Here is a 14,040-nt window from a genome sequence, read left to right on the forward strand (position 1 = left end):
AAGGTCGGGGCGCTATGCCTCGACCTTCTGCGCGTGCGAGGCGATCAGCGTGTTGAGCACGCGGATGCGTTCGCGCGTCTCGGTCGAATCCTGCGACGGATAGGTCTGGATCTTGTCGAGAAGGATGGCGAGTTCCTTCTTCCACTCGGCCTGGTTGGTATCGGACATATCACTCTCCTTTTATGCTCTCCCGCCGATATGGGGAGCCTTGCGGCGGTGTCCAGCCGGCCTGCCCGCGTATCTCTCCTTGCCCTTCGCGCGCGCTTCGGCTATGCGCGCCGCCTCTCGGTCAGGGTCATCCCTGGAGGCCTGATCGGGATTTGAACCCCCCGCGTTTTGAACAAACGTATTTCGGAGATCTGCAATGAGCGAACAACTGACGCTCGCAGCCGAGACGCGCGAACAGGTTGGCAAGGGAGCCTCCCGTTTGCTTCGTCGTGAAGGCCGCGTACCCGCCGTCGTCTATGGCAACAACCAGGAACCCCTGGCGATCCACGTCGAGGAAAAGGCGCTGATGCGTCTCCTCATGACGGGTCACTTCATGAATTCCCAGGTGATGATCGAAGCTGGCGGCAAGACCATCCGCACGCTCCCCAAGGACGTCGCGTTCGATGCCGTCACCGATCGTCCGGTTCACGTCGATTTCCTGCGCATCGGCGCGCACACCACCGTCCACGTCAGCGTCCCGGTCGTGTTCACCGATGAGGACGAGGCTCCCGGCATCAAGACCGGCAAGGGCGTGCTCAACATCGTTCAGCACGAAGTCGAGCTGGTCTGCGACGCGGCCGCGATCCCCGACAACATCACCATCTCGCTGGCTGGCCGCGAGATCGGCGATTCGATCCACATCTCGAACGTGACGCTGCCGAAGGGCGTGACACCGGCGATCACCGACCGCGACTTCACCATCGCGACGATCGTTCCGCCGACCGTGCCGACCGTCGCCGACGACGAGGCTGACGCCGCCGTCGCCGAGGCGCAGGCCGCCGAGGCAGCACCGGAAGCCGAGTAACGTCCTTCTCCCTCTCCCCGCTTGCGGGGAGAGGGTCGGGGAGAGGGGCAGTATCGGGGCGCAGCGCTTGCGACTGCCCCTCTCCCCTGCCCTCTCCCCGCAAGCGGGGAGAGGGAGTTTAAATGCAAATCTGGGTCGGTCTTGGCAATCCGGGCGCGCAATATGCGCTCAACCGCCACAATGTCGGCTTCATGGCGATCGACACGATCGCCGATCTCCACGGCTTTTCGCCCGTTAAGAAGGCGTTTCAGGGCTGGACTCAGGAAGGCCGCATCGGCCCCGAGAAAATCCTGCTGCTCAAGCCAGCCACCTTCATGAACGAGAGCGGCCGCAGCGTCGGCGAGGCGATGCGCTTCTACAAGCTCGACACCGGCGACGTCACCATCTTCCACGATGAACTCGATATCGCGCCGTTCCGCGTCAAGGTGAAGGTCGGCGGCGGCACCGCCGGGCATAACGGCCTGCGCTCGACCGAGGCGCATATCGGCAATGCGTTCCGCCGCATCCGGCTTGGCATCGGCCATCCGGGGCACAAGGACAAGGTTTCGCCCTACGTCCTCGGCAATTACGCCAAGGCGGAGATGGACCCGCTCTCCGATATGCTCGGCGCGGTCGCCGCCGAGGCGCCGTGGCTCGCCAAGGGTGACGACGTGCGCTTCATGAACGACGTGGCGCTACGCCTTGGAGACGGCAAATGAGCATTCGCACCCTGTTCGCGACGCCGGTGTATGAGGGTAGCCTCGCCGATCCACGCATGCTCGCCGAACTGGAGCAATCCTGCCTGATGTTCGCGCAGGAGGACCGCGCCGGGCGGGCGTGGTCCAAGCAACACAATTATCGCGGCTACACCAGCTACGCCTCGCTCAACGATCTGCCCCAGCGCGATCCCGCGTTCGGTGATCTCGCCAAGAAGCTCGCCAAGCACGTCGCCGCCTTTGCCGAGGCGTGCGCGTTCGATCTCGGCGGGCGCAAGCTCCGGCTCGACAGCCTGTGGGTCAACGTCCTCAAGCCCGGCGGCATGCACTCCGGGCATATCCACCCGCATTCGGTGGTGTCGGGCACGCTCTACGTCGCGGTGCCGCCGGGCGCGGGCGCGATCCGCTTCGAAGACCCGCGCCTGCCACTGATGATGGCCGCCCCTACCCGCCGCGAGGATGCTCCCGAGGAGCAACGCACCTTCGCGCACGTCGCGCCCGAGGCCGGCACGATCCTGCTGTGGGAAAGCTGGCTACGCCACGAGGTGATCGCCGGCACCGCCAAGCAAGACCGGATCAGCATCAGCTTCAACTATAGCTGATACCTACACCGAGTCCTTCGTTCTCCCGCGCACGCGGGAGTCCAGAATCCCAAGAGCCGCAATCATTGTTTTGTGTGGCTCTGGATTCCCGCTTTCGCGGGAAAACATGAACTGTACGTTCGGCCGCTAAGCCCCCGCCGAAATCAGCCCATGCCGTTTCAGGGCGTGCCGCAACTGATCGTAGCTCAGCCCCAGCGCATCCGCCGTGGCGCGCTGGTTGAAGCGATGCTCGGCCATCGCCTTCTTGAGTAGATCGCGCTCGAACCGCGCGATGCGGCTCTTGAAGTCGCCCGGCGCGTCCTCCTCCTCAACCGTCGCGACGTGTGCCGCCGCAGCCGGCGCCGCCTCCACCGTCATCGTCCCGCCCTGGCCCCCACGCGGGCGATATTGCGACTGGAACGGATCGAACTCGATTGCGTCGATCGGCGTGTCGCGCTCCCAGCGGTACACCGCGCGCTCGACGACGTTGCGGAGTTCGCGCACGTTGCCCGGCCATTCATAAGCGACCAGCGCCGCCATCGCCTCGCGGGTAAAGCCCGGCCAGTCGAGCCGCCCCATTTCCGAGGCCATGCGCCGCCCGTAATGCTCGGCCAGCACCGGCACGTCGCCGGTGCGCGCGCGGAGCGGCGGCAACGTAACCACCTCGAACGAAAGCCGGTCGAGCAGATCGGCGCGGAACTGGTGGCGCGCGACCTTGTCGGGGAGATGCTCGTTGGTCGCCGCGACGATCCGCACGTCGACGCGCAACGGCCGCGACGATCCGATCCGCGTGACCTCGCCATATTCGACCGCACGCAACAACCGGTCCTGCGCCGCCATCGACAAGGTGCCGAGTTCGTCGAGAAACAGCGTGCCGCCATGCGCCTCCTCGAACCGCCCCTGCCGCGCCTTGGTCGCGCCGGTGAATGCGCCCGCCTCATGCCCGAACAACTCGGCCTCGATCAGCGTCTCGGGCAGCGCCGCGCAATTCATGATGACGAGTGGCTGGTCCCAGCGCGGGGACAGCCGGTGAAGCCGCTCGGCCACCAGTTCCTTGCCGGTGCCGCGCTCGCCGATCACCAGCACCGGCCGGTCGAGTGCCGCCGCGCGGCTGGCGCGCTCCAGCGCGTCGAGAAACGGGCCTGACTGGCCGATTACCTGGGTTACGCGCTCCATTGCCAAGCCTTGGCGTAAATTCCCAAGGCTTGGCAAGCGCACAATCCGACAAAGCTGTCGATCCGTTCAGAAAACCACGCAAATCCGCCATTTCTAAAGTTGGCACGAACCCTGCAATGCTTTCTGCGTACACCAACGAGTACCGCGTTTCCCCAAGGAGTTTTCCAACATGGGCATTTTTTCCCGCACTCGCGACATCGTCGCCGCCAACTTCACCGACCTGCTCGACAAGGCTGAAGACCCGGCGAAGATGATCCGCATGATCATCCTCGAAATGGAGGAGACCCTGGTCGAAGTGCGCGCCTCCGCCGCGCGCACCATCGCCGACCAGAAGGAAATGCGCCGCCACATCGACAAGCTCGGCAAGCTGCAGGATAGCTGGACCGAAAAGGCCGAACTGGCGCTGTCGAAGGGCCGCGAGGATCTCGCCAAGGCCGCCCTCGTTGAGAAGCAGAAGGCCGCCGACATGGCCGATCGCCTCAAGGACGAGATCGCCGTGCTCGACGAGGCGCTGCGCGCGTCGGAGGAGGACATCAACAAGCTCCAGACCAAGCTGCGCGAAGCCCGCACCCGCCAGAACTCGATCGCTACCCGGCTGGAGAGCGCACAGAACCGCTACAAGCTGCGCGAACTCTACAACGGCCCGCGCATGCAGGACGCGTTCTCGCGCTTCGACATCATGGAAGGCCGCATCGACATGGCCGAGGGCCGCGCCGACGCCGCTGGTCTGGGCGCCCAGCCCAAGTCGCTCGAAGAGGAGATCGCCGAGCTCAAGTCCGCCGACAAGGTCGACGCCGAACTCGCCGCGCTGAAGGCGCGCATGAACAAGGACGGTTGAGATGGAAGACGTTTTCCTGCCCATCGTCATCTGCGGCATGCTCTTCGTCGGCATGCCCTGGGTGATCCTGCACTACGTTACCAAGTGGAAGCAGGCGCCCAAGATCACCGACGAGGATGAGAAACTGCTCGACGAGCTCCACCTGCTCGCCCGCCGGCTCGAAGACCGGTTGCAGACGGTGGAGCGGATCGTCGCCGCCGACCATCCCGACTGGCGCCCCGGCGTATCCGCCGACCCGCGCCCTTCCTACGACCTTTCCAAGAGGAACTGAGCCATGAGCGCGAGCCGCACCAAATTCTACCTCGACAAGCACAACCGCAAATGGCTGGGCGTCTGTTCGGGGATCGCCGATTACACCGGCATCGACGCCACTTGGGTCCGCGTCGGCGCGGTGGTCCTCACCGTCGCGGGCGGCTTCCCCTGGACTTTGCTCGCCTACGGGCTGGTCGCCTGGATGGCCGATGCCAAGCCCTACGGCCTGTATGACAGCAAGGAAGACCAGAAATTCTGGCAGGGCGTGCGCAGCAACCCGACCCGCTCGACCGCAGAGGTCCGCTCGAAGTTCCGCGACATCGACCGCCGCCTCGCCGACATCGAGACGATGTACACCAGCCGCAACACCCGCCTCGCCGACGAGATCGAAAGCCTGCGCTAAGCGCGGCTTCGATCCCGGCAACCACCCACCGCAACAGGATACCGATGATGTCAGCCACCTGGGGACTGCTCGTACCGCTCGCCGCGATCACGGTTTTCCCGCTGAGCAAGGTGTTCAACACCTGGGTTCGCGCGAAACACGGCTACCCGCTCGAAGACGAGCGCCGCCGCGACAAGGATCGCCTCTCGACGACACGCGAAACCGAATTGCTGAGCGCCGAGAATGAGCGGCTGACCGGCAAGATCGGCCGGCTCGAGGAGCGGATCGCGGTGCTCGAACGCATCGCCACCGACCCCGCCGAGCGTACCGCCCGCGAGATCGAGGCGCTGCGCACCAGCGACTGATCCGCCCGCCCCGCCCCCCCCCCCCCACCTCCCAACACCCCCCCGTGCGCGACCCTTGCGGTCGCGCCGACAGGAAAGGCTCGTCCCATGCTTCTCGGTTTTCTCGCTGTCCTCGCCGCCATCACCGCCATCGGCGTCTTCGCCACCGAAAGCGTCGATCGCCCGCGCCGCCGCCGCGAACGGCTCGCGCCGCAAGGCGATGCGCAGTAACATCGCCACATTGGCAGGGGAGTTTTCCACATGAACCCGTTTGAAATGGTCGTCGCGATCATCGTCGTCATCACGGTCGGCCGTGTGTTGATGGCCCGCTACGGCGTCGTCCACAGCAAGCACGGCGAGCAGGTCGCCTTCCGCGACGACGGCGCGACCAAGGCCGAGAACGCCCGGCTGCAGGAGGAATTGCGCAGCATGAAGGAGCGGCTCGCCGTCCTCGAACGCCTCGCCACCGACAATGACACGAGCAGCGCCCGCCTCGATCGCGAGATCGAGCGCCTGCGCGACCCCAAGTGACCCTCATGACCGCAGGAGCAGGGATCATGACCGACCCGAGTTTCTACATGACGATGGCCGGCACAGCGCTCGCCGGGGTGGCGATCCTCGCCTACACCACGCTCACCGGCTGGCGCGGCTGGCTCGCGCTCAAGCAGCAGGAATTGCAGCACCAGCTTGGCGGAGGAGACCGCGCCGCGCCGGCCATGCCCAACGCCAGCGCCCGCATCGAGATCGCCGACCTGAAGGAGCGCATCCGCAAGCTGGAGGCGATCGCGGCAGGGGTGGATCTGTAACGCACGTCTGGACTGAGAACGCCGCCTCCACTCCGTTCGCCATGAGTTGGTCGAAGCCTGTCCCAAGCGGCTGGCATGTCCCGAACGTGCAATTCGCCACTTAGAGCGTGATGACGCCAAATAGCTCCGTTCGTGCTGAGTAGCTGCCGAGTAGCCCGCAGGGCGTATCGAGGTAGCTACTCAGCACGAACAGGTGGAGGTGATGGTATCACGCTCGATATTTTTGTTTTCCGAACAGGTGCTTCGACAAGCGCGAACGGGGGACGGAGCAAACCCGGTAGACGCCCCCGCCCTGCGCCGTTACCGCCAACCGCCATGACCACACTCGCCGACCTCCACGAAGAATATGAATTCCTCGACGCCGACGACCGCTACCGGCTGCTGATCGATCTCGGCAAGACGCTTGAGCCGATGCCCGATCCGCTCAAGACCGACGCGACCCTGGTGCGCGGCTGCTCGGCCTCGGTGTGGGTCTATCCGATGCGGCGCGACGACGGCACGCTCCACTTCCTCGCCGATTCGAACGCGGCGATCACCAAGGGCATCATCGCGCTCGTGCTGCTGACCGTGCAGGATCAGCCCGCCGCAACGATCGCCACCACCGACATCACCGCCGCGCTCGCGCCGTTCGATCTCAAGAACCAGCTCAGCTCGAACCGGACGCAAGGCATCCCGAACATGATCGCGCTGATCCGCGAGACGGCGCTGCGCTACGCGAGTTAACGCAAATCCCCGCCCCGTTCGCCCGGAGCGAAGCCGAGGGAGATGCCTCAAGCGCAGATGTCTCGACTGCGCTCGACACGAACCGACTAGAGAGCGAAGCGCACCATCTCTCCGTTCGTCCCGAGCGAAGTCGAGGGACTCGCCTCAAGCGCGAATGTCTCGACTGCGCTCGACACGAACGGATTAGAGAGCGAAGCGCACCATCCCTCCGTTCGTCCCGAGCGAAGTCGAGGGACATGCCCCAGGCGCAGGTGTCTCGACTGCGCTCGACAAAAACGGTCTGAAGGGACGAAGCGCGCCAATCCACCCTTTCGCGCTCAGCCTGTCGAAGCATGTGCCCGATACGCCTGCGATACACCAAGGTATCGGCACGCGCCCGGACGCATCAGTTCGCCTTCGCGACCTTCGGCGGCCTTGGATATGGCACGAAATCGTTCAGACCGATCGACGCACCGGGCATCCGCGAACCACGATCGATCAGCCGGACGATGTCGATCCGGCATGCCTGCCCATTGCGCGGTTCGCTGACGAGGATGTCGTCGTCATCGAGGAAGTTCGCGCCGCTCGGGCGGTTGACGTACAGCGTGCCGTCGTTGGCGGTGTAGACGATCGCGGTGCGGTCGATGATTTCGCTCGACCGGATCTGCGTCAGCGAAAGACAATCGACTGGCTTGCCGGCGACCCGGCCGTCGAGCATCTGGGCGAGCTTGGCCTCGCCGGTCAGCCGCTCCTTCGCTTGCGCGGGAACGGCGGAAGCGACCACCGCCAGCGCGGCGATGGCGGTAAGACATTGGGAAACGCGCATCGAATTTCTCCTATGCTTCTAGGGTAGCCGAGTCGTGCTGAACCTGCGCTGACCCGTTAAGGTCTGTCCCGTTGATACCAAGCGCGTCGATCACTGTCTCCAGCGGCGCGCCCGCCCGCACGATCTGCCATGTCCGGCTGTCGGCGCTGTCGACCACCGTCACCGCGCCGCGCGGGCAGACCTTGAGGCATTTGACCTCGACGATCCCCATCGCCGCCTTGCGACCCGTCTTCACCCCGAGTTCTTTGCGCAGCGCCTTGGCGAGCGGCGTCTTGCCGCGCGGCCCGAACCCGCCGCCGAGCTTCTTCGAACATTTCTGGCAGACCAGCAACGTGCGGGACCAGTCCGAGCGGACCGTCTTCACACCGCAGGCTTCCACTGCCGCTGCTCCTCGGCGACGCGCAGCACGTCATACGCCGCCTGAATCGCCTGGAAGCGCGCCGCCGCGTCCTTGTCGCCGGGGCGGATATCGGGATGGTTCTGCTTGGCGAGCCTGCGCCACGCCAGCCGCACCGCGTCGAAATCGGCATCCACCTCAAGGTCGAGCAGCTCGAGCGCGCGCAGTTCGTCGCGCGATCGGCTGCCGTCGCCGGAGCCGGCCCATTGCTGGTGCCGCGAGGTCGTGTAGCCGTCGGCGGTGCGCGTCTCCGCCGCCTCGCGCTCGGCGGCTTCCTCCGCGCTCAGCCCCTCGAAGTAATTCCAGCCGCGATTATACTCGCCGGCATGTTCCTGGCAGAAATACCAGCGATCGGGGCTGTTGGGGGATTTCGGCGCGGGGCAATTGCCCGGCTGGGTGCAGCCATGCCGGTCACACAGCCGCACCTTGGCCGCCTCACGGCTCGACTCGCCGTAAGCGCGCCAGCGCGGAAATCCCCAATCGTCTTGTCTCGTCGCACGCACCATAGCGAACCATCTAAGCACGGCGGTGCGGCATTGCCATGACGGATTGGTGACGCGCATGATTTAGCGGGTGGAGTGGTCCCCGCGAACGACCGGCCCGACCTGCGGGATTGCGGAAGGCCGGCTTTTCGAACACGAGGCGACGGCCACACCGGGAGACGGCAAAGTGATGAAATCGGGATCGATGTTCGCGGCGCTGCTCGCCACGCTGGCGCTGGCGACGCCGCTCCGCGCCGAAGACCCGGTTGATCCCAACAGCATCGACATCGTCGACGCGATCGAATGCAGGCTCGATGCGCCCGCCTACACCGGCTTCGCGCTGGCGCTTAACGGCGAGGAGAAGATCGCCGCCAAGCGCCATTGGGTCCGCATCGCCACCAAGAACGCGTTCATGAACGAATATGATCTGCCCGCGCCGATCACGGTGGCGGGCCATTACAGCACGCGCCGGATCGCCTTCACCGCCAGCGGCGTCCTCGCCGTCCTCGATCTCGCCGATCCGAACGGGCTCGCGCGCGAACAGGGCATCAAGAACGCGGTCGATCCCGCCCCCTTGCTCGAAGCCATGATCGCCTCGGGCAAGGCCACGCCTGCGGAAATCGCAGCGGCCACCACGTCGAGCAAATTCCTCGGCGAGAAGATCGTCGCCGATCGAACCGAGGCCCCGGCGGCGGGCGAGAGCTACGGCGCGCATACGGTCATCACGCGCAACGTCTCGAACGTCACCACCCATCCGGGCAAGACCTTCTACGGCTGCTCCTACCGGGTCGAGGTGATCGGCAAGGACGGCCAGCCGCTGTAGCGCTGTCCTACGCGGCGACATCCTGCCAGTCTCGCGGCACGTTCTTTGACATCGCCGACTCCGCGCTCTTGGCGCAAACATGATGCGACGCTGCCACCTTCACCACGTTTGCGAACCGTGCGCTACGTGGGCAACCTTAGCCACGTTTGGCCCCCGTAAGGGGAATACCAGAGGGTCTGTAAGCCGGGTTCTGTCCACCCTCTTTACGAAGGATAGGCGACCATTCCTCTAGGGCGACGCTTGCACGCCGCCTCAAGCAACCAACCCGGACGACGAGCAGAAACGATGCCCATGTGCCGTCCCTATTCGGTCTTGCTCCCGGTGGGGTTTGCCATGCCGCCTGCCGTTACCGGAGGCGCGGTGCGCTTTTGCCGCACCCTTTCACCCTTGCCTGTCTCCGCGCTCGCGCGCGGCCCATCGGCGGTCTGCTCTCTGTGGCACTGTCCCTGGGGTCACCCCCGCCGGGCGTTACCCGGCACCGTCGTTTCGCGGAGCCCGGACTTTCCTCGGCATGTGCAAGCACATGACGCGGCCGCCCGACCCTCTGGTACGAACGCCTTAGTCGTCCCCTTGCGGTTTGGGCAACAGTAAAGCGAGCAGGATGCTGCGGCATTCGCCGTCGATCTCGCCGTCGATCAGTTCGGGGCGGTAGCGGCGCTGGAACGCGACCACGGCGGCGAGCTTGTCCTTCACGTCATAGCCGAATCGTTCGAGCGCGATCAGGAAGCCCGCATCGCTCCACATCGGGTCCATCAGGTTGCGCGTCGGGCGCGGCAACGCGAGCCGGAGCCGGGCAAGGCGGTGCCACGGGAACAGTTCGCCGGGATCTTGCTTGCGCGTCGGCGCGATGTCCGAATGGCCGACGACGTTGCCGCGCGTGATCGCGTAACGCTCCTTGATATCGCCGACCAGGCCGATCAACGCATCGATCTGCGCCTCGGGAAAGTCGCGATACCCGAATTCGTGGCCGGGATTGACCAGTTCGATCCCGATCGAAGCGCTGTTGACGTCCTCGATCCGCCCCCATCGCGCCGCGCCGGCATGCCACGCGCGCTTGTCCTCGGCGACGAGCCGGTGAATCGTGCCGTCCTCGTCGATCAGATAGTGCGCGGAAACCTTGGCGGCGGGGTCACACAGCCGCTCCAGCGCCGATGCCGCATCCACCATCCCGGTATAATGGAGAACGATCATGGTGACCGGCAGCGCGCGTTCGTCGAAATTGGGGGACGCCGTCTCGATGATCGTCATGCACGCTCCTGCTTGCCGCCTGCCCAGGCATGTGCGCAGGGCGGATCAAGCGGGTGCGATAGCCAATCTCGCCGCGTTCGCCAACTCATACGCGCCGCAGCGGCGCAGCCTTGCGCCGCACGGCCGCCGGCCGGCGAAACAGACACCGCGCGACTCCGGTCAGGCTAATCCGACGATCTGCAACTTGCTTTCGAGCGTCTCGCGATCGAACGGCTTCATGACATATTCGTCCGCCCCCGCCTCGATCGCGGCGCGGATATGCGCCATGCCGTTCTCGGTGGTGCAGAACACCACCTTGGGCCGGCGCGGGACGTCGGCATCGCGCAGCGCACGCAGGAAATCCATCCCGCTCATCACCGGCATGTTCCAGTCGAGCAACACAACGTCCGGCGCCGACTCCAAGCACGCGTCCAGTGCCTGCCGACCATCGCTCGCCTCCGTGACCCTGAAATTGAGCGTTTCGAGAATGTGCCGCGCAACCTTGCGGATCACCTTGGAATCATCGACGACCAGACAGGTTTTCATTGGCAATCCGTTACACGCGCTAAACCTCCGTTTTGGCGGAAAAAACTTTGCTTCGGGTTAACTCTCGGCTCACGCGGCGAGCGGGAGTGCGCCCGGCACCAGCGCGCGCACATCGATCGTCAGGATCGGTGTGCCGTCGAGTTCGATCGTGCCGTAGCCGATGCTGCTCCACACCCCCTCCAGCACGACGCCGGAGGCCAGCGGCCGAACCTCGAACGGCGCGATATCCTCCAGCGCGTCGACCAGAATCGCATAATGATGCCCGTCGATGCAGGTGATGACCGCGCGGCTGCCGGCGCTCATCCCCCCGCCGAGCACGGCGCGCGGATCAATCACCGTCACAACGCGGCTGCGCAACGCGGCAAGGCCACGCACCTGCGCTTCGGCGCACGGCACGGGCACGATCGTACCGAGATCGACAACCGACTCGACCTGCGCCGAATCGATCGCGACCGCGCGTCCGGCAAGCTGAGCGATCAGGAACAGGCCGGTCATATCCCGACTCCGCTGGACAGGGTCAGCGCCGCGAGCAGCGCTTCGCGGTCGTAGCGGTAGATTGTGCCGGGTTCGGCAGCGGCCTCGCGCTCGCGGCGCAAGCGCACGACCGGCACCGACGCGTCTGACGCAGGCGTAGCCGCGTCCATCGTCAACACCACGTCTGGCCGATCGCCGCCTTTCAGCGCCGCCGTCACGCGATAGCCCGCGTTTTCAAGCACCGGCTTGAGGAAGCTCGTCATCCAAACAGTCTCGCTGCCGTCGAGCAAGCAGAGCGGCGCAGCGGCGCGGGTCGGCAGGTCGCCATGCTCCCCGAATAGCCAGAACAGGTCGAGCAGTTCGATGTGCTGCCCGGCAAGGGCCACCACGCCCGCAACCGGGCCGGGCACGCGCGCAGGAACGACGATGTCGGGCAGATCGACGATGTCGTGTGCTTCGCGGACTGCATAGGCGATTTCGGTGTCGCCATCGCGCAAGCGAAGGATCTGGACCTGATCGTGGTCCGCCCAGTCGCCCTGCGCGACCAGCGGTACGATCCGGCCGTCGAGCGACAGCCGCAACCGCCCCGCCGAATGGCGAATCGCCTCGGTCGGGACCGACTCGATCCGGTCGATCGCGGCAAGCACCACCAGCCGGCGCACGCCATCGAGATCGTCGAACAGCAGCGCCGGAACAGCGGGAGCCTCGACCTCGCGCCCGCAACTCTCGGCCTCCGGCTCGCGCCAGAAGCGAATGCCGGCACTCGCGGCGATACCGGCACAATCGAGCAGCAGCATCGGCACGCCGGTATCGGGCAAGGTGTGGCCGGCATAGAGGCCGGTCGCCATCACCGTCGGCGCGGCGGGCTTGACGACCAGTTCCTCATGATCGAGCACATCGTCGACGGCGAGCGCATAGCTGCCGCCCGAAATGCTCAGGATCACGAGCTTGCCTGCCGTCCCCTCACGCACGATGCCCAGCGCGCCGGCGAGATCGACCAAAGGCAGGCGGCGGCCGCGCACGGTGGCGACCGGGGTGCTGCCGAGCATATCGATACGGATCGCCTCGCCGTGGATCGAAACGATCTCATCGATCGTCGGACTGGAGATCGCAAAGCGCTGGTCGCCCACGCTCACCCCGATCGCGGCGATGATCGACAGCGTCAGCGGCACACGGATGGCGATGGCCAGACCCTTGCCCGGCGTGTTGGCCAGGTCGATGCGCCCGCCGATCCGCTCGACGTTCGCGCGCACCACATCCATGCCCACACCGCGCCCGGAAATGGCGGTAACGCTCTCCCTGGTCGTCAAACCAGCTTCGAAGACCAGATCGAGCTTACCGCGATCGCTCAACCGCCGCAGCTCGGCTTCGCTGCGTCCGTCGCGTGCGGCCATCGCCATCAGCGCATCGACGTCGATGCCCTGCCCGTCGTCCTCGATCATGATGATGATCTGGTTGCCCGACTGGCGCGCCGAGACGGCAAGCCGCCCATTCTCGCGCTTGCCGGCCTTGCGCCGCGCCGCCGGCACCTCGATGCCGTGGTCGATCGCGTTGCGCACGATATGGACGAGCGGATCGCGCATCATCTCGATCATCTCGCGATCGAGTTCGACGTCGCTGCCTTCGATATGCAGCGTCACCGACTTGCCGAGTTCCGCCGCCGTGTCGCGCACCATCCGCGGCAGCGCCGAGAACAACGCGTCGATCTTTTGCATGCGCGTGCGCGTGACGGTGTCCCGCATCTCGGCGACGGTGGCGGAAAGCCGATCCAGCGCCGCCTCGGTCGCTGGATCGGCACCCGCGTCGCGCAGCCGCCGGGCGAGTTCGTTGCGCGCCAACACCATGTCGGACATGCCGTTCATCATGCGATCGAGCAGCTCGACGTTGAGCCGCACACTGCGCGCCGGAGTGCGCCGCGCCAGCACGACGGGGGCCGGCATCGCCGCCTCTGCGCCTTCGTGGAGCGCGGCGATCAGGAGTTCCTCGCCCGTATCGTGGAGGGGCGCGCCGGCATCGATCGCCTCGACGATCTCGCCGATGCGATCGACGATCGCGAGCACAGCGTTGACGAGAGCGGTATCGGGCGTGCGCTCGCCCGAGCGCACTGCCGCGAGCACATCCTCGGCGGCATGGCTCAGCCGGCTGAGCCGTGGCAGATCGAGGAATCCGCAACTGCCTTTCACGGTATGGACGAACCGGAAGATCGCATCGAGCCGCTCGCGATCGTCCGGCGTCGCTTCCCACGCGACGATCTCGCCGGAAAGCGCCTCCAGCGTCTCGCGCGTCTCGGCGATGAATTCCCGTAGCAGATCGTCCATGAGGCCCCGCGGATCGGCAGCCTCTTTGCCGGTCCAGCCGTTAAGGCCGGGTTTACGCTGTTGCCCAGCCCCTCTCCGTTCGTGCCGAGTGAAGTCGAGGCACCTGCGTCCGGCCCTGTCCCTCGACTGCGCTCGGGACGAACGGTTTGGGCTAGGTGT

At 65.8% G+C, this 14,040-nt stretch carries 21 protein-coding genes and 1 other RNA gene; 12 read left to right on the top strand and 10 right to left on the bottom strand.

What is annotated here, in order from left to right; all coding sequences use genetic code 11:
* Window positions 1–12: 12 nt before the first annotated feature.
* Window positions 13–168 carry a hypothetical protein gene (locus EWE75_RS24860; protein WP_165388227.1) on the bottom strand — a complete coding sequence of 52 codons (156 nt, stop codon included), beginning with the start codon at window positions 166–168 and terminating at the stop codon, window positions 13–15.
* A gap of 196 nt (window positions 169–364) precedes the next feature.
* Between EWE75_RS24860 and EWE75_RS00260 the strand changes: the two genes are divergently transcribed.
* The 3 genes from EWE75_RS00260 (at window position 365) to EWE75_RS00270 (ending at window position 2,309) form a co-directional block, all read left to right on the top strand.
* The gene (locus EWE75_RS00260; protein WP_130154701.1) at window positions 365–1,012 is read left to right on the top strand and encodes a 50S ribosomal protein L25/general stress protein Ctc; all 648 of its coding nucleotides are present in this window, start codon (window positions 365–367) and stop codon (window positions 1,010–1,012) included.
* Window positions 1,013–1,134: 122 nt separating this feature from the next.
* A complete protein-coding gene (gene pth / locus EWE75_RS00265) occupies window positions 1,135–1,710 on the top strand; it encodes an aminoacyl-tRNA hydrolase (protein WP_130154702.1) in 576 nt (191 codons plus the stop codon).
* Window positions 1,707–2,309 carry a TIGR02466 family protein gene (locus EWE75_RS00270; RefSeq protein ID WP_130154703.1) on the top strand — a complete coding sequence of 201 codons (603 nt, stop codon included), beginning with the start codon at window positions 1,707–1,709 and terminating at the stop codon, window positions 2,307–2,309. Before pth ends, EWE75_RS00270 begins: the two co-directional genes overlap by 4 nt.
* A gap of 126 nt (window positions 2,310–2,435) precedes the next feature.
* On the opposite strand, the gene pspF is transcribed toward EWE75_RS00270, so the two are convergent.
* Entirely contained in the window at window positions 2,436–3,464 is a 1,029-nt protein-coding gene (gene pspF, locus EWE75_RS00275) for a phage shock protein operon transcriptional activator (protein ID WP_130154704.1), read from the bottom strand.
* A gap of 169 nt (window positions 3,465–3,633) precedes the next feature.
* Here pspF and pspA point away from each other — a divergent pair, with 169 nt between their 5' ends.
* The 8 genes from pspA to EWE75_RS00310 all read left to right on the top strand — a co-directional run bounded on the left by pspA (window position 3,634) and on the right by EWE75_RS00310 (window position 6,809).
* A complete protein-coding gene (gene pspA / locus EWE75_RS00280; RefSeq protein ID WP_130154705.1) occupies window positions 3,634–4,302 on the top strand; it encodes a phage shock protein PspA in 669 nt (222 codons plus the stop codon).
* Between the two features lies 1 nt (window position 4,303).
* Entirely contained in the window at window positions 4,304–4,573 is a 270-nt protein-coding gene (gene pspB, locus EWE75_RS00285) for an envelope stress response membrane protein PspB (RefSeq protein WP_130154706.1), read from the top strand.
* A 3-nt stretch (window positions 4,574–4,576) separates the two neighbouring features.
* Window positions 4,577–4,957: an envelope stress response membrane protein PspC gene (pspC, locus tag EWE75_RS00290; protein WP_130154707.1), complete on the top strand. Its 381-nt coding sequence runs from the start codon at window positions 4,577–4,579 to the stop codon at window positions 4,955–4,957.
* A gap of 47 nt (window positions 4,958–5,004) precedes the next feature.
* The gene (locus EWE75_RS00295; RefSeq protein ID WP_206364645.1) at window positions 5,005–5,301 is read left to right on the top strand and encodes a hypothetical protein; all 297 of its coding nucleotides are present in this window, start codon (window positions 5,005–5,007) and stop codon (window positions 5,299–5,301) included.
* Between the two features lie 87 nt (window positions 5,302–5,388).
* A complete protein-coding gene (locus EWE75_RS26020; RefSeq protein ID WP_282432653.1) occupies window positions 5,389–5,511 on the top strand; it encodes a hypothetical protein in 123 nt (40 codons plus the stop codon).
* Window positions 5,512–5,541: 30 nt separating this feature from the next.
* A complete protein-coding gene (locus EWE75_RS00300; RefSeq protein WP_130154708.1) occupies window positions 5,542–5,811 on the top strand; it encodes a hypothetical protein in 270 nt (89 codons plus the stop codon).
* A gap of 26 nt (window positions 5,812–5,837) precedes the next feature.
* Window positions 5,838–6,086, top strand: a complete 249-nt coding sequence (locus EWE75_RS00305) for a hypothetical protein (RefSeq protein ID WP_130154709.1) — start codon at window positions 5,838–5,840, stop codon at window positions 6,084–6,086.
* A gap of 315 nt (window positions 6,087–6,401) precedes the next feature.
* Entirely contained in the window at window positions 6,402–6,809 is a 408-nt protein-coding gene (locus EWE75_RS00310; protein WP_130154710.1) for a SufE family protein, read from the top strand.
* A gap of 385 nt (window positions 6,810–7,194) precedes the next feature.
* On the opposite strand, the gene EWE75_RS00315 is transcribed toward EWE75_RS00310, so the two are convergent.
* From EWE75_RS00315 to EWE75_RS00325, 3 genes are read right to left on the bottom strand one after another with little or no spacing between them, the layout of a single operon-like run.
* On the bottom strand, window positions 7,195–7,614 hold the full coding sequence (locus EWE75_RS00315) for a hypothetical protein (RefSeq protein WP_130154711.1): 420 nt from the start codon (window positions 7,612–7,614) through the stop codon (window positions 7,195–7,197).
* A gap of 10 nt (window positions 7,615–7,624) precedes the next feature.
* Window positions 7,625–7,978 (bottom strand): thioredoxin domain-containing protein, encoded by a 354-nt coding sequence (locus EWE75_RS00320; protein ID WP_130154712.1) that lies wholly within the window; start codon window positions 7,976–7,978, stop codon window positions 7,625–7,627.
* On the bottom strand, window positions 7,975–8,517 hold the full coding sequence (locus EWE75_RS00325; RefSeq protein WP_130154713.1) for a J domain-containing protein: 543 nt from the start codon (window positions 8,515–8,517) through the stop codon (window positions 7,975–7,977). The genes EWE75_RS00320 and EWE75_RS00325 overlap by 4 nt, the downstream gene beginning before the upstream one ends.
* 163 nt (window positions 8,518–8,680) lie before the next feature.
* On the opposite strand from EWE75_RS00325, the gene EWE75_RS00330 reads away from it, so the two are divergent.
* Window positions 8,681–9,316, top strand: a complete 636-nt coding sequence (locus EWE75_RS00330) for a hypothetical protein (RefSeq protein ID WP_206364639.1) — start codon at window positions 8,681–8,683, stop codon at window positions 9,314–9,316.
* Window positions 9,317–9,479: 163 nt separating this feature from the next.
* On the opposite strand, the gene rnpB is transcribed toward EWE75_RS00330, so the two are convergent.
* From rnpB to EWE75_RS00355, 5 genes are all read right to left on the bottom strand, one after another.
* Window positions 9,480–9,864: RNase P RNA component class A (gene rnpB / locus EWE75_RS00335), an RNA gene on the bottom strand.
* A gap of 10 nt (window positions 9,865–9,874) precedes the next feature.
* Window positions 9,875–10,564: an N-acetylmuramoyl-L-alanine amidase gene (locus EWE75_RS00340; protein WP_130154714.1), complete on the bottom strand. Its 690-nt coding sequence runs from the start codon at window positions 10,562–10,564 to the stop codon at window positions 9,875–9,877.
* 159 nt (window positions 10,565–10,723) lie between these two features.
* The gene (locus EWE75_RS00345) at window positions 10,724–11,089 is read right to left on the bottom strand and encodes a response regulator (protein WP_130154715.1); all 366 of its coding nucleotides are present in this window, start codon (window positions 11,087–11,089) and stop codon (window positions 10,724–10,726) included.
* Between the two features lie 69 nt (window positions 11,090–11,158).
* The gene (locus EWE75_RS00350; protein ID WP_130154716.1) at window positions 11,159–11,584 is read right to left on the bottom strand and encodes a chemotaxis protein CheW; all 426 of its coding nucleotides are present in this window, start codon (window positions 11,582–11,584) and stop codon (window positions 11,159–11,161) included.
* Entirely contained in the window at window positions 11,581–13,881 is a 2,301-nt protein-coding gene (locus tag EWE75_RS00355) for a chemotaxis protein CheA (protein WP_130154717.1), read from the bottom strand. Before EWE75_RS00355 ends, EWE75_RS00350 begins: the two co-directional genes overlap by 4 nt.
* Window positions 13,882–14,040 lie beyond the last annotated feature (159 nt).

Origin of the sequence: Sphingomonas populi, assembly GCF_004208535.1 — a bacterium.
Classification (GTDB): Bacteria; Pseudomonadota; Alphaproteobacteria; order Sphingomonadales; family Sphingomonadaceae; genus Sphingomonas; species Sphingomonas populi.